Below are 18,783 nucleotides of genomic sequence, written 5' to 3' on the forward strand. Positions count from 1 at the left end.
TTCAGTAGCGAAAGAGCCGGTTCGCCAGCAGGCGTGAGGCTCCGAGAATGATTTTGACGATCACGTAGTAGATGATCGCGGTGACGGCGAAATATTCAAAGATGCGGAAGGTGCGCGAGGCAAAGAACTGCGTCTCGCCCGACAGCTCGCGGAAACCGACCAGCATGCCCAGCGAGGACATGAGCACGGCCCAGACCATCTGATTGGTGATCGGGTGATAGACGATGCGAAACACCTGCGGGATCACCACGCGTGTGTAAGCCTGCCACGCGGTCATGCCCAAGGATCGAGAGGCCCGCAACTGCGTCTCGGGGACGGCCTGGAAACCTCCGCGAAAGTTTTCGGCCAGATAGCCGGCGCAATTGAAGGTCAAACCCGCCAGCACGATGAAGTAAGGCGACAGGTGCAGGCCGAATGCGCCAAGCCCGAAGCCGAAAAAGAACAGCTGAAACAGGGCGGGCGTGTTTCGGGCCAGTTCGACCCAGGCCGAGGCGAACCAGTACAGCGGCCCCTTCAGGTGCAGCCGCGTCAGCGCAAGACACAGGCCGATAAGGATACCCAGGATCATCGCCAGAACCGCGACTTGCAAGGTCAGCAGCGATGCCTCAAGCAAGTCCGGCAGGCTTTTCATGACCGGCCGCCAGTGGAAGTTGTAATCGAACACAGGTTTTTTCCGAATTGACCGGCTCTTTCGCCCGGCCGAAACCCGACGAAAGAGCACTTAGGGGGTGAAATCAGTACATCACGCCGGGGATGCGCAGCTCGGGTGCTTCGCCTCCGACATATTTGCCCCACAGTTCCTGATACCGGCCCGAGCGCACCTGATGCGTGACAAACAGGTTCAGGAAATTCAGCCAGGTGACGTCCTGTCGTTTGCCCACCACCGAAGTGTAGTCGGTGGTCCAGGGCATACGGGGGCCGGCCAGCACGGTTTCATACTGCTGGGTGATCGGCAGAACGGCGGTGTTGGTGGTGATGCCGATATCGGCCTTGCCCTGCGCGACCGCCAGAAACACCTCGTTTTCCGACTGATAGCCCTGATAATTGCCTTCCTCACCCCATTCGGCGGCAATCTTCAGCCATTCCTGTTCTGGCACGGTGCCAATCGCGGCGGCGACGCGTTTGCCACGGATGTCTTCGAAGGTTTCGATCCCGCTGTCCGCGTTCACGACGCCCTGCGCATAGTAGATTGCATAGGGAATGCTGAAGCCCACGGTCCGCGCCCGTTCAAGGCTGTCCGAGGTTGCGCCGAACACGACGTCGGCGCGCCCGGTCACGATGACCGGCAGGCGTTCGGCCCAGGTCAAAGGCAGGATTTCCGCCTCAACTTCAAGCGCTGCGGCCAGATCATTGCAGTAATCCACGTCAAAACCCGCCGGTTCGTTGTTGGCGTCGCGATACCCGATCGGCGGAAAGTCCAGAACAACGCCGCAGCGAAGAGTACCGCGATCCACGACATCGTCGAGCGTGTCCGCCATCGCAGGACCTGTTGTGAAAGTGGTGAAGGCCGCCAAAGCGACGAGTTTCTTGAGCATGTGATCCTCCCTGAATCAAAGACGTGATCACGAATAAAGGATATTGGATCCAACATCCATAAAAAATTTGCCACCAGCAACCGACACGGGCCCGTACCCGGCTACAGGATGGATCAATTGGTCAAGAAACGCCCTTCGCTGATTGATCGTCTTGGGGGTGGGGGCAGGCCGATCATCAAAACGTAGGGGGAACGCTTTTTGCGCAACATCCCAAGAAGAACCGGTCATTCTGACCCGATCCGCGTGGTGCAGCCTGCACCGGGCCGGGATGGACGTAGAAAACCCAACACGTTCTGGAACCGTCCGTCTGAAGACTGGGTGCCCGAGGTTTACGGAACCGACCCGCACAAATCCGGCCAGGTGCCACAATTCGCTGTCAGACAACGCGCAGGGTTGTTTTGCCCTTTCCCACTCCTTCCAATGGCGTTCAGTCTGTTCTGATGACGCCGGTTTCCACCCACGTGTCAAATCGCGACAGAACAGCTTCGCAGAAAGCCGCGTCGTTGATGTGAACATCCAGCTCGGTCATCGACACCCGGCCGGGCATGACCTTGCGCGCCTCGTCCACCATTTCTGCCAGAGCCTCTGGATCATGCGCCTCTTCGCCTTCCCTGTCCCAGGCCTCGACGCCCTGAACGGGCAAAAAGAAATGCACCGGCCCGGTTGCGGCTTCCAGCCGGTTGGCGAGTTCCCGAATCCAGGCGCGCCGTTCGGCGCCGTTGAAGACCGAGCTTTTGATCAGGCGGTTGTGTTCGTGGAACGGGCGATCGGCATATTGTTCGGGGATGTCCTGCCAGCCCGCAAAATCCAATAGATCCAGCGCACCGGGTGCCACCATCTGGGGCGTTCCTACGCGCCCGGCATTGGTGACCCGGTCATCGCCGCTGGACACGACAGAGCCCGCCATCAGGTTGCCAAATTCCTGCATGCAGAAGTCCATCACGCAGGCAAACGCGCCTTCGCCCGCCAGTTTTTCATAGGCCATGCCGCCCATGCCGGTAGAGTGGAACACGGCCACTTCAAAGCCGCGGTCTTCCAGTGCCGGTTTCAGAATTTTCATGTAGCGCAGGCAGGACGAACCAAGGCTGGTCATCCCGATCAGAGGTTTGCTGCGATCGGGTGCGGTCGCTGCCCTGGCTGCGCCCACGACGGCCCCGGCAGCCTGGCTGAGCGACGATTTGCAGATCGAATTCATGCCATACAGGCCGCCGGCCCACAGGATCATCTGAACATCCGGCGCCAACCGATGCGGAGGGATCAGAGGCGAGAAGCTGACCGTTGACACGATATATTTGGGAACGCCCATCGGCAAAGCCTGCGCACAATCCAGCGCAAGGTCTGTGCCCATGGTTCCGCCCGTGGCCAGCATCCCGTCAAATCGACCTTCTGAATAGGCTTGTGCAACAACTTTTGCGGCCCCTGCGGACATCACGCGAAAGGCTTTGTTCTCGTCTCCTTGCGCGATGACCTGTTCTATTGTCATGCCACCGGCAGCGGCAACGTCGTGTTTCGAGATCTCCGTCGGTTCGGACGGATCACCCAGAACCGATACATCCATGGTCAGCACGTCAGCGCCCTGCGCTCTGACCGCCTTTTCGATGAACCGCATTTCGGGCTCTTTGGTATCATACGTACCAATCAGCAGGATTGTCTTTTCGGCCATCGGTGCCTCCTGTCTAAGTGTGCTGTTGAAGGTATTGGGACATCAACGCCCGGGCGGTTTCAACGAACCGCTCATTGCGTATGCCCGATCCATCTTCGTTCAGGCGGGATGCAACCCATCCCACATAGGTTACGGCGCGCAGTGCCATGAACAGGTCGAGTTGGTGGGTACAGATCGGTCGTTCAGATCGATACCCCGCCAGCAAAGCACCGCGCAGCCGGTTGAAATCAGGTTCGTGCAGGTTCTTGAGAAGCGTCGTTGCGATATCAAACAGGCGAAAACCGAACCCGGCATCGTCGAAATCAATCAGCCACAGTTTGTCACCATCAACCATGACGTTTTCACGGACAAGATCGGCGTGGATCAGCCCGTAATCCAACTGATTTTCGACGCGCCGAAGGTCACGATCTGCGATATCCCGGAACGCCAGGAAAAGGGCCCGGTCCGTTTTTCCAAGCGTTGGGTTTTCCCAGAAACGACCCCAGACAGGGGCGGCTCCAAGCAGCCCGCCGCGATCCCATGACCAACGCGTGAAGTTCTGAGGAGGTGCCCATTGGTCGCTGATGTGGTGCAGCCGTGCCATTTCCCGGCCGATTGAGCAAAAGACGCCTGTCCTGTCCTGATGCGTCAAAGCCTGTCCTGTCGCACCCAAAGGGCGGCCCGGCAACCAGTCGAGCATGTCGACCTGAATGCCGTCCACCAGATGCAGATAGCGCCCATCTGCGGCCGCGACGGGTGTTGGAACCCGGACCCCGTTTTTGCCCAGAACGGCCATCCATTGTAGCTCTGACCAGAGTTCGGCATCGGTTCGCAGCCCTTTGCGATGCAGTCTCAGGGCATAGGCGGTCTGGCCGGCCTGAACGCGATAGACGCGGTTTTCCCGAGCCGCCATAAGAGACGCATGGCCATCAGCCAGCCCCCACAGGGACAGCGCATGTTCCACGATCTGCTTCATGCCACCAGCGGCGTTTCCGCCAACACGTCGTCCAGCGTGTCGAACAGAAGATCCGCGTTTTCGACAGAGAATGGCATGGGTGGGCGAATTTTCAGAGTATTCTTGTCACGCCCAAGCTTGGAGTGAATGATCCCGCGCTGGCGCATGGCGTTGATGATCCGGTCAGTGAATTCACCGGCGGGTTCCTTGCTGTCGCGATCAAGGACCATTTCAGCCCCGAATATCAGCCCCGAGCCGCGTATGTCTCCGATGACGTCATATTTTTCTTTCAAAAGTTTCAATCGATGTCGCGCGTGGTCACCAACGGATCTGGCATGTGCGACCAGGCTCTGGTCTTCGATCTCTTCCAAAACCGCCATCGCGGCGGCACAGGAAACAGGGTTTCCGCCAAACGTGTTGAAGTACCGATATCCCTTGCGGAATGCCGAAATGATCTCGGAACCTGTGACCACGCCGCCCACCGGATGGCCGTTGGCCATGGGTTTGCCCAAGGTCATGACATCCGGCAAAACGCCCAACTTCTGATGCGCCCACATGTGGGTGCCGGTTCGGCCAAAGCCTGATTGCACCTCGTCGCAGATCAGCAGGCCCCCGGCCTGGCGGACGACCTTGGCCGTGGGAGCCAGCCAACTGTCCGGGTTGTCAGGAAACCCCTCGTTCAGAAAGTAAGGGCAGAGGATCAATGCGGCAAAACCGGTGCCGGCCTTTTCGTGTTCCGCAATCTGTTCCGCCACGGCATCGGCGAATTTTGACCCGTCCGGGTCGGGATTGCGATAGCTGTCGGGCGCGCTGACAAAGCGGAAATACCGGCCCAGACCGAAGCCGACCGTCGGGATGTTCGATTTGCTCAACTGGCTGACCAGCGCGGTATTGCCGTGATAGGTGGCGTCGGTGGCAATGATCCCTCGTTTTCCGGTCATCGCCTCGGCCATTCGCAGAGCAATGTCATTTGCCTCGGAACCGGTACAGGTGAGGATGGCCGTATCCAGGGATTCGTCCATCGTTCCGGTCAGTTTTTCCACATAGTCCAGAATCCCGTCATGCAGATACCGGGTGTGCGTGTTGAGCGTGCGCGCCTGACGACAGATCGCCTCGACCACGCGCGGGTTGCAATGCCCCACATGAGGCACGTTGTTGTAGCAATCCAGATACTTGTGCCCGTCCGCATCCCACAGCCAGACGCCTTCACCTTTCACGAAATGAACGGGTTCGTCATAGAAGGTCGATACATTGGGCCCCAGCAACCGGGCCCTGCGTTCAATGAGTTCCGCGGATTTTGCTAGAAGGGTCATGCGGGCGGCCTTTTTTCAGAGTTTTATCCAGGCGGTTTTCAGATCGAAGTATTTCTCGATCGCGTGCAGCGATTTGTCGTGCCCGTTGCCGGATTGGCGAACGCCGCCCAGCGGAACGGTCAGGTCGGCACCGCCATATGTATTGACATGCACAACGCCGGCGCGAATGCCTGCCACCATGCGATGCGCGCGGCTGAGGTTCGAGGTCCAGACACCACCGGCCAGCCCGTAAACCGTGGCGTTGGCAAGGCGCAGCGCTTCGTCTTCGTCGGCAAAGGGCGTGACGGCCAGAACAGGGCCAAAGACCTCATTCTGGAACAGGGTGTCGGTCTCTTTCACGTTGGCCATCACGGTGGGCGCCATGTAATAGCCTCCGGTCTCTGTCAGGATGCGGTTTCCGCCGGTCCGGCGCTCGGCGCCTTCGGCCTCGGCCTTGGTGACGAAATCCAGATTGGCCTGAAGCTCTGGCAGGCTGTGGACCGCACCGATCTGGCTGTTCAGATCCAGCGGGTCGCCGACGCGAAAGCCTTCGGCGTGGCGGCTGATCTCGGTGACGAAGTCCTCGTAGATCTCTTGCTGGACCAACAGGCGCGATCCGGCGACGCAGACCTGACCAGAGTTGCGGAAGATGCCCGCCGCGGAAACCTTGGCCGCTTCGGCCAGATCAGGGGCGTCGGCAAAAACGATGTTTGGGGATTTGCCGCCCAGTTCAAGATAGCAGCGTTTCAGGTTCGACCGCGCCGAATACTCCAGAAGCCGTCGCCCGGTTGTGCCCGACCCGGTAAACACCATGATGTCGACATCCATCGACAGGGCCAGCGCCTCACCCACGACCGAGCCACGCCCGGTCACGACGTTGAACACCCCATCGGGCACTCCGGCTTCCGCGGCAAGCTCGGCAATCTTGAGCAGGCCGAGTGAGGCGCTTTCGGCAGGTTTCAGCACGACGGAATTGCCTGCGGCCAGTGCCGGTGCAATTTTCCAGCTGCCGATCATCAGTGGAAAGTTCCAGGGCACGATGGCCCCGACAACCCCGACCGGAGCGTGATGCACAAGACCCAGAACGTCACCGCTTGTCGGGGCGATCTGCCCGTAGATCTTGTCGATCGCCTCGGCATAATACCGGAAAGTGGCCGCCGCCGAGAGCGCCTCGGCCTTGTAGGCCATGGTGATCTCGGTTCCGTTGTCGCGCACGCCCAGCACGGCCAGTTCAAGCGCGCGGGCTTCGATCAGGTCGGCCAGCTTCAGCAGCACTTTCTTGCGGCCGGCAGGGGCCATGCGCGACCATCGCCCATCCTCGAAAGCACCGCGCGCCGCGCGCACGGCCATGTCGACATCGGCCGGTGTGCCTTCGGCGATCAACGCCAGAGGTTGGCCGTTGATCGGAGACAGAACCTGATGCCGGGCCCCGGTTTCGCTATCCTGACTGCGGCCGTTTATGAAATGCCCGCGCGGAGCAATGTCCTGCGCACGCAGCGCATCAATCGAGGATTGGTCCATGGAGTTATCCTTGCTGAGTTGAGTCTTCGTCGAGAACCGGCTGCGGTCTGACACGTTCCTTGTGTTCCTTGATCAGCGAGCGAACGTGCAGCAGAAGGATCCCGAGGATCATGATGAAAAGCATTGCGGCAATCGGCCGGTCGATGAAATCAAGTGGCGACTTCACCCGCGCCATGGCGCTGCGCAGTTTGACTTCCATGATCCCGCCCAGAACCATGCCCAGAATGATCGGAACAATCGGCAGGTTCAGGCGCTTCAGGATCAGCCCGAACACGCCGAACCCGGCGGCAATGGCACAGTCCGTGACTGAGTTGCGCAGGCTGAATACACCGACAAAGGACAGCGTCAGGATCATGATCCCCAGAAAGCGCGTCGGGATCTGAATGATCTTCAGCAACAGGTTGGTCGAGAACAAAAGAAAGACCAGAACGATCACGTTGAGCAGGATCAGCGACATGTACAGCGCCATGACAAAATCCATCTGGTCGGCGAAAAGCTGCGGCCCGGGGATCACGTTGTGAACATAGAAGACCGACAGCATCATCGCGGTCAGCGCCTCGCCCGGAATACCCAGCGCCAGCAGTGGAATCATCGCAGCCCCGGGAACGGCATTGTTGGCCGCCTCGGACGCCACCAGGCCTTCGGGTGACCCATCGCCGAATTTGTCCGGGTCCTCAGAGGTTTTCTGTGCGTATGTGTATGACAGGAACTGTGATGTGAATTCGCCTGTACCCGGTATCATGCCCATGAGCACACCCAGCGATGACGAAACCGTCGCGATGCGTTTCAGTCCCAGCAGCTCTTTGAGGCCCGCGAAAATGCTGCCGCGCACATGGGCTTCGCCCGGCGCGTGTTCTTTGTCGACCAGCAACAGCAGCGCCTGACTGATGGCGAACAGTCCAAGAACCACCACGATCAGATCGACACCTGACGAAAGCCAGGTTTGGTCAAAGGTGAAACGTTTGGTGTATTTGACGGGTTCCAGACCGACGGTGCTGAGGAAGATGCCGAAGAATGCCAGCATCGCGGCCGAGAAGGTTTGCCCGCGATGGGCCAGGATCACCAGAAGGATGCCCATGAGTGCGGCCAGAAAAATCTCGCGGCTGCCGAAATGCGGGGCAACCCAGGCCAATACGGGTGACAGGATGATCAGGCAGAGGATTGAGAAGATGCCGCCGAAAAACGACGCCGAATAGGCCAGCGACAGGGCCCGGTGGCCCTCGCCGCGCTTGGTCATGGGATAGCCGTCATAGGTGGTCAGTGCGTTGACGGCCGTACCGGGCGTGTTGATCAGGATGGCGGGGATTGCGCCGCCATACATGGACGACCCGTAGATGCCCAGCAGAAGGGTCAGGCCGACGATGGGCTCGAACGCGAAGGTGGCGGGCAGCAGGATGGCAATTGCGACAGCAGCGCCGACGCCGGGCAACGCGCCGATGATGACCCCGCCCACCGATCCGATGATCAGCGCCACGACGACCTGCCACTGCGCCAGGATTGCAAAGCCGGAAATCAGATTGTCCATCTTGGCCTCACAGGTAGGTCAGCGCAAAGGCGCGCAGCCCGTCGGGCAGGAATTCGTATATCCGACCGGCAGGAATGTTTACCTGAAGCAACGCGCGGAAAACGACTGCCACGACCGCGCCGAAGCCAAGTGCAACGCAAAAAGCCCCGGGCAATCGAAACCCCAATCGAATCGTCAGCAGGGCTGCAAAAAGCATGGTCGATGGCAGGTATCCAAGCCACGGAACCGCCACGACATAGATCAGGAAGTAGGCAACGTATTCGACGGACATCAACCAGAACGTCACCTCTCGCAACCGTCCGGGAATGCGTGGGGACAGGAAGGAGCCCAGCAAGTGGAGGCCGCTGAACAAAACCATGCCCCAGATCGCGATCTTGGGCCACAGGGCGGGTTGCGCAAACCACTTGGTTCGTTTGACGGCCTGAGTCTCAGCGCCGATCTGGCTGAGAAGGAACAGGGAGAAGCCGAAGAAAAGGAAAGCAAAGACAATATCGCCAGGACGTCGATACCGTCGGAACATGTCTTGCAGCGTCTTTGCTATCATTTTGGCCTCCTGTTTGAATCAAACAGACCCGGCGTTGTTCGATCTGGCCGGGCCTGTTTCGGATTATTCGCCCAGAATCTCTTCGATCTTGGCGAAAGAGGCTTTGTCCTGCTCGATCTGAGCATTCGAAGCGTCCGGGTCCTGCCAGTAGATCAGGGCGCCCGTTTCCTCAGCCAGCTTTTTGGCTTTGTCCGAGGACAACGCTTTCTGCGCGGCAGCCGAGATCTTTTCACGCGCGTCGGCGGGCGTGTCCTTGTGCACGAACAGCCCGTTCCAAAGGGCCAATGGCAGATCCGGATTGAGCTCCACGATCGTCGGCGTGTCCGGAACCAGTGAAATCCGCTCGCCGCCGATGCTGGCAAGGACATTCACCTGATCAAGGCAGGGAAGGATAAGCTGTAGCGTCGTATTGATGACATCCACGTCGCCTGAGGCCAGCGTGTTGCAATCCAGGGCGTCGAAAGCCGCTTCGCTGGCAAAGTCGAACCCGCTGCTGACCGCAGCCGCAAATGTGACCTGAGTGGGGGGCAGAACCGATCCGAAATGGCCAAGCGCCACGTCATTTTCCTTGCCGTAGTCGGCCAGCTCTTCCCAATTTGAAAACGGCGCGTCTTTGCTGGCTGCGATGACGAAGGGATAGGTCAGGAAGATGCCGATTGGATCAAAAGGATTCGGGTTGAGTTCGGGAATTCCGATTTCGGGACCGATGACAGGTACGCCGATGACGAATGAGCCGATGGTGTAGCCATCCGCCGGAGCGGTTGCCACCTCGACCGCGCCGGGGAATGGGCCGCCTCCGCCGCCGGGTTTGTTCACGACAGCGGCAGGCACACCGTACATGGCCTGGAATTCGTCGGCGATCATCCGGGTAAGGACATCTTCCAGATCACCCGGAGGCCAGGGGACGACAAAACTTACCGGCTTTTCAGGGTATTCAGCCAGTGCGGCCGTGGCCGAAGCCGCAAAAGCGGCGGCTGTTAGAAATTTCTTCATTGACACCTCCCGTTAGCGGTTCATTATTTGAACCGTGTTAACAATAATAATGTTGCTTTGTTAAGTTAGTTCTGTCAAGTATTACCTGAGCAAGAGGACCACACGCACATGGGTACAGCCCTTAACGCCCTAAAAATGCTGGACTACTTTTCCAATGCCCGCCCGGAGATCGGGCTGAGTCACCTTGCGCGGTTGTCCGGGCTGAACAAAGCAACGGCATTGCGGCACCTGCGCGCGCTCGAGGAGTTCGGGTTGATCGAGCAGAATCCGATGACGAAATCCTATGCGATCGGGCCGGCGGCTTTGCGTTTGGCCGCGCTGCGAGAGATCGCCAGGCCCGGCATCGAGGGCGCGCGCCAAAAGATGCAGGCCGCCATGCAGGTGGTCGGTGAATCCCTGCATCTGTCTTTGCTTGAGAAAACGGGGTTGCAGACGGCGCTTGTGGTGGAAACAACGCTGCACAGTGTCCGTGTCAGTCTGGATCCCAGCGAGATGCTTCCGCTCAATGCGACGGCATCAGGTCTTTGCATGCTCAGTTTCGGGCCGGCTCACCTTTTGGAGCAGTTGGATCAGCACGTGCAGGCACGGTTTACGCAAGCCACGCTTACTGATCCGAAGCTTATCAGGGAACGAGTCGCAAAGATCAGAGTTTCAGGCTGGGCCGACAGCCGTGGCAGTTACGAAGAAGGTGTTTTTGGATATGCCGCGCCGATCTTCGGCATTGATCAGGTCGCATTGGGTACCATCGCGATAGCTGTCCCGGAAGCCCGGGCAACCAGCGACCGCCTTCCGGCGATACTGTCCACGTTGCATTCACTTTCGGCTGATCTGACTGCTGGTTTTGGCGGCCAGTTGCCCGACTCCTTTCCAACCGGATTCCACCCGTGACCCGGGGCGGATTCAACACTCGGAGACCCGCGACATGAAAGACTCCAACTTTCTGAAGGAAAACAACGCCCGGTACTTCTGGCACCCGATGGCGCACCCTGCCGACAGCCGGAAGAACCCACCGACCATTCTCAGCGGTGGTGAAGGGGTCAACATCACTGATGTCGATGGCCACACGGCGCTGGACGCCGTGGGGGGGTTGTGGAACGTCAATCTGGGCTATTCCTGTGAACCGGTGAAACAGGCCATAGCGGATCAGCTGAACGCGTTGCCCTATTACTCGACCTTTCGCGGCACCAGCAACGACAAGGCGATCGAGCTGTCCTATGAGCTGGCCCAGTTCTTCGAGGCCGACGGGCTGACCCGTTCATTCTTTACGTCGGGCGGGTCGGATTCGGTCGAAATTGCGCTGAAGCTTGCGCGTCAATATCACAAGGTCCGGGGTGAAGCAGGGCGCACCAAGTTCATCAGCCTGAAGCAGGGTTATCACGGCACCCATTTTGCTGCCGCCTCGGTCAACGGCAACCAGAAATTCCGCGCGGTGTATGAGCCGATGATGCCCGGCTGTTTTCACGTGCCTGCGCCGTGGACCTATCGCAACCCGTTTGACGAAACCGACCCCGAGCGTCTGGCGCAGCTTTGCGTCAAGGCGCTTGAGGCCGAGATCGCTTTTCAGGGTGCAAACACTGTGGCGGCCTTCATCATGGAGCCGGTGCTGGGGGCCGGGGGGGTGATCCCGCCGCACAAGAGCTTCATGCCCATGGTGCGCGAGGTCTGTTCGAAACACGGCATCCTGCTGATCTCGGACGAGATCATCACCGCCTTTGGTCGTACCGGCAGCGAGAGCGGTGCGCGGCACTGGGGTGTTCAGCCCGACATCATGACGACGGCCAAGGCGATCACCAACGGGTATTTCCCTTTTGGCGCGGCCATGATTTCCGGTGCGGTCGCAGAGGTGTTTGAAAGTGACACCACGGGCCTGGCGTCCGTGGATCAGGGGTACACCTATTCTGGCCATCCGGTCGGGGCGGCCGCGGCCTTGGCCGCCCTGTCCGAGATCAACCGGCTGAGGATCTGGGAAAATGCTGCTGCGCGCGGGGACGAGTTGTTTGCCGGGTTGCAAAAGCTGGCCGACAAGCATGACGCGATCGGGGACGTGCGGGGCGGCGAGGGACTGATGTGTGCATTGGAACTGGTTTCGGACCGGGCGACCAAGGCGCCTGTCGCAAAACACCTGCCGCTTCAGGTTCAGAAAGCCGCATATGAAGATGGCGTGATGGTGCGTGTGTCTGGCAACAACATCATTCTGTCGCCGCCGCTGATCGTCACTTCGGAAGATGTGGCCAAAATTCTGTCGGCGCTGGATACCGGTCTTGCCACTTTGTAGGCGGTCAACCGACCCCGTCGGAACCTGGCGGGGTCAGACTTTGATGGCTTGCAGCTCCTCGAGCAGATTCAGCAGCTGATCCAGCTTCTCCTTGCCCATCTGCGCTTCGATATTGCTGGAGATCGCAAGTGAAGTGGCCAGGTTTTCCCTGAGGATGGCGCTTCCTGCTTCGGTGATCTTGACCATGGTGCGGCGTTTGTCGTTGCTGTCCTGACGGCGGGTGATCTGGCCGTCGGCCTCCATCGTGCGCAAAATGCGGGTCACGCTGGGCAGCAGCAGGCACGCCTCGTGCGCGATGGTGCTTTGCTCCACTTCGCCCAACTCGTCCAGAACGCGCAGGATGCGCCATTTCTGCTCGGTCAGTTGGATGCCTTGCAGCATATCCCGGATCGGAGCCATGACGGTTTCACGGGCACGCAACAACGCGATCGGAAGGGACCGGGCAGTGCTTTTGGAATGGCTTTGAGTGTTCATGCGGCCTTCTAGAACGCCGTTCCGTGAATTGCAAAGATTAACAAAGCAATCTCTTGACAGGGGGTGCATTAAAAACTAAACATGTTAACTAATAAAGGAGAGACCATGCCTCACTTCCATGTCGAATATTCCGGCAATCTTGAAGACAGGATCGACATGGATGGCCTGTGCGAGTGCATTCGGTCAACGGCGGCTGGAATCGAGACCTTTCCCATGCCCGGTATTCGTGTGCGCGCGACACGGGTCGATCATTACGCCATAGCGGACGGCAACCCGGCGCACGGGTTCATTGATATCTCGATCCGCCTGCGGGCGGGCCGATCCGCGGATGTCAAAGAAGATGCGACACAGCGCATATTCGAGGCGGTCAAAACATACCTGGCGCCGGTTTTTTCACAGCATTCCATCGCGCTCTCGCTTGAGATGCGTGACATCGACCCCAAGCTGTCGCCCAAGGCCGGTACGATCCGCGACCACCTGTCGGCGACCACGCAGGAGACCTGACGCATGAGCGCACTGGACACAAACATCGAAAAGCTGAACGGCTTTCTGGACCGGTTCCGGGAAACGGGCATCCGCAACCGTATCGCGGGTGAAGACCGGGACGGATCCGCCGGAGTTTTTCAGTCGGTCTCGCCCGTCGATAAATCCGTGATCTGTGATGTTGCCCATGGCACGGCTGATGACATTGACGCGGCAGCCAAGGCCGCCCACGCAGCCTTTGCAGAGTGGAGAGACATGCCCGCCACCCAACGCCGTCGCATCTTGTTGAATGTGGCTGATGCCATTGAAGCGCGCGCCGAGGAAATCGCACTGTGCGAGTGTTGGGACACGGGGCAGACCCTGCGCTTCATGTCAAAGGCAGCTTTGCGCGGGGCAGAGAACTTCCGGTATTTCGCGGATCAGGTGATTCAGGCGCGGGATGGGCAGCACCTGAAGTCTCCGACGCTGATGAATGTGACGACCCGTGTGCCGATTGGCCCGGTTGGCGTGATTACCCCGTGGAACACGCCGTTCATGCTGTCGACCTGGAAGATCGCGCCTGCGTTGGCTGCGGGTTGCACGGTGGTTCACAAACCCGCCGAGGATTCCCCTCTGACGGCCCGTCTTCTGGTGGAAATCGCCGAACAGGCAGGGCTGCCCAAAGGTGTGCTGAACACGGTCAACGGGTTTGGCCCCGACGCTGGCAAGGCTTTGTGCGAGCATGCGCTGATCAAGGCCATTGCCTTTGTGGGCGAAAGCCGAACCGGCAGTCTGATCGTCAAGCAAGGCGCAGATACCCATAAGCGCAACCATCTGGAACTAGGTGGAAAAAACCCGGTTGTCGTGTTTGATGATGCGGATCTGGACCGTGCTTTGGATGCCGTGATCTTCATGATCTATTCGATCAATGGCGAGCGCTGCACCTCGTCTTCGCGGCTTTTGGTGCAGGACACGATCAAGGAAGACTTCGAATCCAGATTGATTGAGCGCGTCAACAACATCAAGGTGGGCCATCCCTTGGACCCCGAGACCGAGATCGGGCCGTTGGTGACCGAAGAACACTACACCAAGGTTACGAGCTATTTCGACATCGCCAAGGAAGATGGCGCAACTGTCGCCGCTGGCGGCGTCACGGTGGGGGATGCGGGCTATTTCGTCCGGCCGACCCTGTTCACCAATGCCACCAACCAGATGCGCATCGCGCGAGAAGAGATATTTGGCCCTGTCCTGACCTCGATCCCGTTCTCGACCGAGGATGAGGCGCTGGAGATCGCCAGCGACACGCCGTATGGCCTGACCGGCTATGTCTGGACCAATGATCTGACCCGCGCGCTTCGGTTTACAGACAGGCTGGAGGCTGGAATGATCTGGGTGAATTCCGAGAACGTGCGTCACCTGCCCACGCCGTTCGGTGGGGTCAAGGCGTCCGGCATCGGCCGGGATGGCGGCGACTGGAGCTTTGAATTCTATATGGAACAGAAACATATCGGCTTTGCCACCGGTCAGCACGACATCATGCAGTTGGGTAAATAGATCACGCAGGCCGACCCCGGCCGGGGCAAGCCCATTACACGAGGAGGAATTGCCATGGGAAAGATAGTACAGGCCGCAAAGATCACGCATGTGCCCAGCATCTGGATGTCCCACACGATGCCAAAGTACAAAGGCATCCGGCAATCCGCCATTGATGGATATGCACGCCTGCGTCAGGACGCGATCGACCGCGGGGTCGAGACGTTCATCGTGTTCGACACCCATTGGATCACCAATCAAGGGTTTCACCTGAACACGAAGGAACATCACAAGGGCCGGTTCATAAGTCACGAACTGCCGCATATGTTGGCGGATATGGAATTCGACTATCGCGGCGATCATGAACTTGGGGAAACCATCCTTGACGTTCTGCGCGAACGGGGAGAGCGGGCGCTGGGCCATTCGCACCCCGACATGGGCATGGAATACGGCACCCTGCTGCCGATGCATTTCATCAATGATGGCGTGAATGCCCGGGTTTTGCCGGTGGCGGTCAATCAATTCTCGTCGATTGCGGAAAACCGGGCCTGGGGCGAGGCCATTGCCGAAGGTATCCGACGTTCGGACCGCAATGTATCCATTCTGGCGTCCGGCTCGCTCAGCCACGACTTTACGCCGAATGAACGCTCGGTCGACGGGCTGAATGCCGTGAATGGCGAGTTCAACCGCCAGATGGACATGCGCGTTCTGGAGCTGTGGCAGCAGGGCCGATTTGAAGAGTTTCTGGAAATGCTGCCGGACTATGCAAAAAAATGCACCGGTGAATGCGCCATGAATGACACCGCTTTGCTGTTTGGTGCGTTGGGCTGGGGAAGCTACAAGGGTGAGATCGACATTTACACCCCGTATTTCGGCAGCTCTGGCACCGGTCAGGCCAATGTCAGCTTTTCGGTGTGACGCACGCAACGGAACAAAAGGGTTTGGCGGTGATCCCGTCACAAAGGAAAGTCAGTAGATGAACTGGGACACGTTTTCGTATTGGGGTCAGCACATCTCGAAATGGGCGGCGAATTATCACAGGACACTTGCTGAACGTCCCGTGCGGGCCCAGACCGCGCCGGGGGAAATCGCGGCACAGCTTGTTGCAACGCCACCCGAGACAGGCGAGCCGATGGACGCCATCATGGCCGATTTCGAACGGATCGTGATGCCGGGCATCACCCATTGGCAGCATCCGCGTTTTTTTGCGTATTTCCCGGCCAACGCTGCGCCCCCGTCCATGTTGGCCGAGATGCTGGTGACGACCATCGCGGCCCAATGCATGTTGTGGCAGACCTCGCCTGCCGCGACCGAGGTCGAGGGCGTCATGGTCGACTGGCTGCGGCAGGCCCTCGGATTACCCGAGGGTATGACCGGCGTCATACAGGACAGCGCCTCTTCGGCCACCTTGTCGGCGGTACTGACCATGCGGGAACGGGCCACCGGCTTTACCGGCAACCGGGAGGGCCTGAACGCGAAGGGAGCGTTGCGGATCTATTGTTCCGATCAGGTGCATTCGTCGATTGACCGGGCATGCTGGGTTGCCGGGATCGGTCAGGACAATCTGGTCAAGTTGCCCACGCAGGGGCCGAATTTCGGAATTGTCCCCTCGGCGCTTGAGGCCGCCATTCAGAATGACATCGCCGCCGGACATGTCCCGGCCGGGATCGTTGCGGTTACCGGTGGCACAGGTGTGGGGGCCTGCGATGATCTGATGGCCGTGGCTGATATTGCGCAAAAATACGACCTCTACACCCATCTTGACGCCGCTTGGGCGGGTTCGGCCATGATCTGCCCCGAATTCCGCAGGGCTCTGTGGCAGGGCGCCGACCGCTATGACAGCATCGTCTTCAACCCGCATAAGTGGATGGGTGCGCAATTCGATTGTGCGATCCAGTTCCTGAGGGACGCCACGCCGCAGCTCGATACGCTGAAAATCGAACCGGAATACCTCAAGACGACCGGAGCCGAGGTGACGAATTACTCAGAGTGGACCATCCCGCTGGGCCGCAGGTTCCGGGCGTTGAAAATCTGGTTCCTGTTGCGGTCATATGGGTTGGAGGAATTGCGCGAACGCATCCGCAACCATGTGGCATGGGCCGGCGAACTGGCGGAAAAGATTGGTGCGATCGAGGGGTTCGAGATCACAACCGGCCCGATCCTCAGCCTGTTTTCCTTCCGCTGCCCGGGGGACGATGCTCAGCAGCAGCGTCTGGTGGACGCGCTGAATGACGATGGCCGGATTTACCTGACGCAGGGCATGTTCGACGGCCGCAAAATCATCCGCTTTCAGGTCGGGCAGTTCGATACCACCCGCGATGACGTGTTGATGGCGGCGGACGTGATCCGGGACGTGTGGGAGGCCATGAAATGAGGTTTGCCACTTTCGTATCGGGCGAAGAACGTTTCTTCGGGGCAATCACCGACGGTGGTGCCATTGCCTTGAACCAGGAATTCCCGGAACACGACAGCCTTTATGAGGTGATCGCGGCCGGGGCGTTCGATCAGCTGGCAGAGGCGGCCGGGGGCAAACCAGTCACCCATCCCGATTTCGCCTATGACATGGTGATGCCGGATGCGCGACGTATCCTTTGCGTCGGGGTGAACTTTCCCGACCGGAACGCGGAGTACAAAGATGGCAGCGCGCAGCCCGAATACATGTCCCTGTTCCCGCGTTTCGCCAGTGGCTTTACCGGCCATGACCGGCCTCTGATCCGCCCGCCGGAAAACCACACGCTGGATTACGAAGGCGAAGTGGCCATCGTGATTGGCAAGGCGGGCCGCCGCATTCCGCAGCAGGACGCGTATGATCACATCGCCGCGCTGACGTTGTGCAATGAGGGAACCATTCGCGACTGGGTTAGGCACGCCAAGTTCAACGTCACACAAGGCAAGAACTGGGACAAGTCCGGGGCGATCGGCCCGTGGCTGGTTCCGTTCACGGATGCGGCTCAGCTGGATGAGGCGCGTCTTCAAACCCGTGTGAATGGCGAGCTGCGACAGGATGATACGCTGAACCGCATGATGTTCCCGATCCGGCGCGAGATCGAATATATCTCGACTTTCATGACGCTTCAGCCCGGTGATATCATTGTGACCGGTACACCGACCGGGGCGGGCGCGCGGTTCGATCCGCCGAAATACCTGGCACCCGGTGACGTGGTCGAGGTCTCGGTCGACGGTATCGGTACTCTGCGAAACACGGTCGAGGACGAAAAAGTATGACGCCGGAAGACCATGCGCGCGCGGCCGCTGACCTGTTGCAGGCGGAACGAACGCATCAGCAGATTGGCCTGCTCAGCCTGCGCCACCCCGAGATGGGCATGGATGACGCTTACGAGGTGCAGAACGCCATCTGTCGCCAGAAACTGTCGGAAGGGCGCAAGGTAATCGGGTGGAAGATCGGCCTGACTTCGAAAGCCATGCAACACGCGTTGAACATCGACATTCCTGACAGTGGAATTCTGTTTGACGACATGGTGTTTGCACAGGGTGCCACCGTTCCGGCCGGGCGCTTCATCCAGCCCCGGATCGAGGCCGAAATTGCCTTTGTCATGAAATCGGCCATACGCGCGGAAAACGTGTCCCGCGCAGATATCATCGCGGCGACGGATTACGTCGCGCCGTCCATCGAAATTCTGGATACGCGGATTCAACGGGTGGATCCCGAAACCGGCAAAGCCCGCACGGTTTTTGACACGATCAGTGACAATGCCGCCAATGCCGGTATCGTTTTGGGCAACGATCGCCACAGGGTGGATGCCTTTGATCTGCGATGGGTTGGCGCGCTGACCTTCCGCAATGGCGAGATCGAGGAAACCGGTCTGGGCGCGGGGGTGTTGAACGATCCGGTCGAAAGCGTCGTGTGGCTGGCGCGACGCATGGCGCAATACGGTCAGAGCATCGCGCCGGGCCAGGTTGTTCTGTCCGGCAGCTTCATCCGCCCGGTCGAATGCCCCTCGGGAACAGAAATCCACGCGGATTTCGGACCGTTCGGCTCAGTCGATATCAATTTCGCCTGAAAGGAGCGCC

At 59.3% G+C, this 18,783-nt stretch carries 18 protein-coding genes; 8 read left to right on the forward strand and 10 right to left on the reverse strand.

What is annotated here, in order from left to right; genetic code table 11:
• Position 1: 1 nt before the first annotated feature.
• From GS612_RS12740 to GS612_RS12780, 9 genes are all read right to left on the reverse strand, one after another.
• Positions 2-664 carry an ABC transporter permease subunit gene (locus GS612_RS12740; protein ID WP_171640782.1) on the reverse strand — a complete coding sequence of 221 codons (663 nt, stop codon included), beginning with the start codon at positions 662-664 and terminating at the stop codon, positions 2-4.
• A gap of 70 nt (positions 665-734) precedes the next feature.
• Positions 735-1,535, reverse strand: a complete 801-nt coding sequence (locus GS612_RS12745) for a transporter substrate-binding domain-containing protein (protein WP_171636548.1) — start codon at positions 1,533-1,535, stop codon at positions 735-737.
• Between the two features lie 427 nt (positions 1,536-1,962).
• Positions 1,963-3,198: a Tm-1-like ATP-binding domain-containing protein gene (locus GS612_RS12750; protein WP_171640784.1), complete on the reverse strand. Its 1,236-nt coding sequence runs from the start codon at positions 3,196-3,198 to the stop codon at positions 1,963-1,965.
• Positions 3,199-3,211: 13 nt separating this feature from the next.
• Positions 3,212-4,153: a phosphotransferase enzyme family protein gene (locus GS612_RS12755; RefSeq protein WP_171640786.1), complete on the reverse strand. Its 942-nt coding sequence runs from the start codon at positions 4,151-4,153 to the stop codon at positions 3,212-3,214.
• Complete coding sequence (locus GS612_RS12760) at positions 4,150-5,445, reverse strand: aspartate aminotransferase family protein (RefSeq protein ID WP_171640788.1); 1,296 nt, start codon at positions 5,443-5,445, stop codon at positions 4,150-4,152. Before GS612_RS12760 ends, GS612_RS12755 begins: the two co-directional genes overlap by 4 nt.
• A gap of 15 nt (positions 5,446-5,460) precedes the next feature.
• Positions 5,461-6,945 carry an aldehyde dehydrogenase gene (locus GS612_RS12765; RefSeq protein WP_171640790.1) on the reverse strand — a complete coding sequence of 495 codons (1,485 nt, stop codon included), beginning with the start codon at positions 6,943-6,945 and terminating at the stop codon, positions 5,461-5,463.
• Positions 6,946-6,949: 4 nt separating this feature from the next.
• The gene (locus GS612_RS12770) at positions 6,950-8,470 is read right to left on the reverse strand and encodes a tripartite tricarboxylate transporter permease (protein WP_171640792.1); all 1,521 of its coding nucleotides are present in this window, start codon (positions 8,468-8,470) and stop codon (positions 6,950-6,952) included.
• Between the two features lie 7 nt (positions 8,471-8,477).
• Complete coding sequence (locus tag GS612_RS12775) at positions 8,478-9,014, reverse strand: tripartite tricarboxylate transporter TctB family protein (protein ID WP_171640793.1); 537 nt, start codon at positions 9,012-9,014, stop codon at positions 8,478-8,480.
• A 63-nt stretch (positions 9,015-9,077) separates the two neighbouring features.
• The gene (locus GS612_RS12780) at positions 9,078-10,007 is read right to left on the reverse strand and encodes a tripartite tricarboxylate transporter substrate binding protein (protein WP_152460587.1); all 930 of its coding nucleotides are present in this window, start codon (positions 10,005-10,007) and stop codon (positions 9,078-9,080) included.
• A 108-nt stretch (positions 10,008-10,115) separates the two neighbouring features.
• Here GS612_RS12780 and GS612_RS12785 point away from each other — a divergent pair, with 108 nt between their 5' ends.
• Both GS612_RS12785 and GS612_RS12790 read left to right on the forward strand, forming a co-directional pair.
• Positions 10,116-10,895, forward strand: coding sequence for an IclR family transcriptional regulator (locus GS612_RS12785; protein ID WP_171640795.1), 780 nt, complete (start codon positions 10,116-10,118; stop codon positions 10,893-10,895).
• 34 nt (positions 10,896-10,929) lie between these two features.
• Positions 10,930-12,282: an aminotransferase class III-fold pyridoxal phosphate-dependent enzyme gene (locus GS612_RS12790; RefSeq protein ID WP_152460585.1), complete on the forward strand. Its 1,353-nt coding sequence runs from the start codon at positions 10,930-10,932 to the stop codon at positions 12,280-12,282.
• Positions 12,283-12,315: 33 nt separating this feature from the next.
• On the opposite strand, the gene hpaR is transcribed toward GS612_RS12790, so the two are convergent.
• Complete coding sequence (hpaR, locus tag GS612_RS12795; RefSeq protein WP_171640797.1) at positions 12,316-12,756, reverse strand: homoprotocatechuate degradation operon regulator HpaR; 441 nt, start codon at positions 12,754-12,756, stop codon at positions 12,316-12,318.
• Positions 12,757-12,861: 105 nt separating this feature from the next.
• Between hpaR and GS612_RS12800 the strand changes: the two genes are divergently transcribed.
• Genes GS612_RS12800 through hpaH form a run of 6 tightly spaced genes read left to right on the forward strand, consistent with a single transcriptional unit; the run spans position 12,862 to position 18,773 of the window.
• Entirely contained in the window at positions 12,862-13,260 is a 399-nt protein-coding gene (locus tag GS612_RS12800) for a 5-carboxymethyl-2-hydroxymuconate Delta-isomerase (protein WP_171229363.1), read from the forward strand.
• A 3-nt stretch (positions 13,261-13,263) separates the two neighbouring features.
• Entirely contained in the window at positions 13,264-14,772 is a 1,509-nt protein-coding gene (gene hpaE, locus GS612_RS12805) for a 5-carboxymethyl-2-hydroxymuconate semialdehyde dehydrogenase (protein WP_171640799.1), read from the forward strand.
• Between the two features lie 54 nt (positions 14,773-14,826).
• Positions 14,827-15,669: a 3,4-dihydroxyphenylacetate 2,3-dioxygenase gene (hpaD, locus tag GS612_RS12810; RefSeq protein WP_171118157.1), complete on the forward strand. Its 843-nt coding sequence runs from the start codon at positions 14,827-14,829 to the stop codon at positions 15,667-15,669.
• A gap of 58 nt (positions 15,670-15,727) precedes the next feature.
• A complete protein-coding gene (locus GS612_RS12815; RefSeq protein ID WP_171640801.1) occupies positions 15,728-17,125 on the forward strand; it encodes a pyridoxal-dependent decarboxylase in 1,398 nt (465 codons plus the stop codon).
• A complete protein-coding gene (locus GS612_RS12820) occupies positions 17,122-17,976 on the forward strand; it encodes a fumarylacetoacetate hydrolase family protein (RefSeq protein WP_171640803.1) in 855 nt (284 codons plus the stop codon). Before GS612_RS12815 ends, GS612_RS12820 begins: the two co-directional genes overlap by 4 nt.
• Positions 17,973-18,773 carry a 2-oxo-hept-4-ene-1,7-dioate hydratase gene (gene hpaH, locus GS612_RS12825; RefSeq protein ID WP_171640805.1) on the forward strand — a complete coding sequence of 267 codons (801 nt, stop codon included), beginning with the start codon at positions 17,973-17,975 and terminating at the stop codon, positions 18,771-18,773. The genes GS612_RS12820 and hpaH overlap by 4 nt, the downstream gene beginning before the upstream one ends.
• Positions 18,774-18,783 lie beyond the last annotated feature (10 nt).

This window comes from Ruegeria sp. HKCCD6157 (assembly GCF_013110685.1).
In the GTDB taxonomy this organism is placed as follows: domain Bacteria; phylum Pseudomonadota; class Alphaproteobacteria; order Rhodobacterales; family Rhodobacteraceae; genus Ruegeria.

Excerpts from the sequence above, each read along its gene's own strand:
- GS612_RS12755 (WP_171640786.1), bottom strand. The coding sequence starts at position 4,153 with ATGAAGCAGATCGTGGAACATGCGCTGTCCCTGTGGGGGCTGGCTGAT.
- GS612_RS12820 (WP_171640803.1), top strand. The coding sequence starts at position 17,122 with ATGAGGTTTGCCACTTTCGTATCGGGCGAAGAACGTTTCTTCGGGGCA.
- GS612_RS12800 (WP_171229363.1), top strand. The coding sequence starts at position 12,862 with ATGCCTCACTTCCATGTCGAATATTCCGGCAATCTTGAAGACAGGATC.
- GS612_RS12765 (WP_171640790.1), bottom strand. The coding sequence starts at position 6,945 with ATGGACCAATCCTCGATTGATGCGCTGCGTGCGCAGGACATTGCTCCG.
- GS612_RS12745 (WP_171636548.1), bottom strand. The coding sequence starts at position 1,535 with ATGCTCAAGAAACTCGTCGCTTTGGCGGCCTTCACCACTTTCACAACA.
- hpaE (WP_171640799.1), top strand. The coding sequence starts at position 13,264 with ATGAGCGCACTGGACACAAACATCGAAAAGCTGAACGGCTTTCTGGAC.
- GS612_RS12775 (WP_171640793.1), bottom strand. The coding sequence starts at position 9,014 with ATGATAGCAAAGACGCTGCAAGACATGTTCCGACGGTATCGACGTCCT.
- GS612_RS12790 (WP_152460585.1), top strand. The coding sequence starts at position 10,930 with ATGAAAGACTCCAACTTTCTGAAGGAAAACAACGCCCGGTACTTCTGG.
- hpaH (WP_171640805.1), top strand. The coding sequence starts at position 17,973 with ATGACGCCGGAAGACCATGCGCGCGCGGCCGCTGACCTGTTGCAGGCG.
- GS612_RS12815 (WP_171640801.1), top strand. The coding sequence starts at position 15,728 with ATGAACTGGGACACGTTTTCGTATTGGGGTCAGCACATCTCGAAATGG.
- GS612_RS12760 (WP_171640788.1), bottom strand. The coding sequence starts at position 5,445 with ATGACCCTTCTAGCAAAATCCGCGGAACTCATTGAACGCAGGGCCCGG.
- GS612_RS12785 (WP_171640795.1), top strand. The coding sequence starts at position 10,116 with ATGGGTACAGCCCTTAACGCCCTAAAAATGCTGGACTACTTTTCCAAT.
- hpaR (WP_171640797.1), bottom strand. The coding sequence starts at position 12,756 with ATGAACACTCAAAGCCATTCCAAAAGCACTGCCCGGTCCCTTCCGATC.
- GS612_RS12780 (WP_152460587.1), bottom strand. The coding sequence starts at position 10,007 with ATGAAGAAATTTCTAACAGCCGCCGCTTTTGCGGCTTCGGCCACGGCC.
- GS612_RS12750 (WP_171640784.1), bottom strand. The coding sequence starts at position 3,198 with ATGGCCGAAAAGACAATCCTGCTGATTGGTACGTATGATACCAAAGAG.
- GS612_RS12770 (WP_171640792.1), bottom strand. The coding sequence starts at position 8,470 with ATGGACAATCTGATTTCCGGCTTTGCAATCCTGGCGCAGTGGCAGGTC.
- hpaD (WP_171118157.1), top strand. The coding sequence starts at position 14,827 with ATGGGAAAGATAGTACAGGCCGCAAAGATCACGCATGTGCCCAGCATC.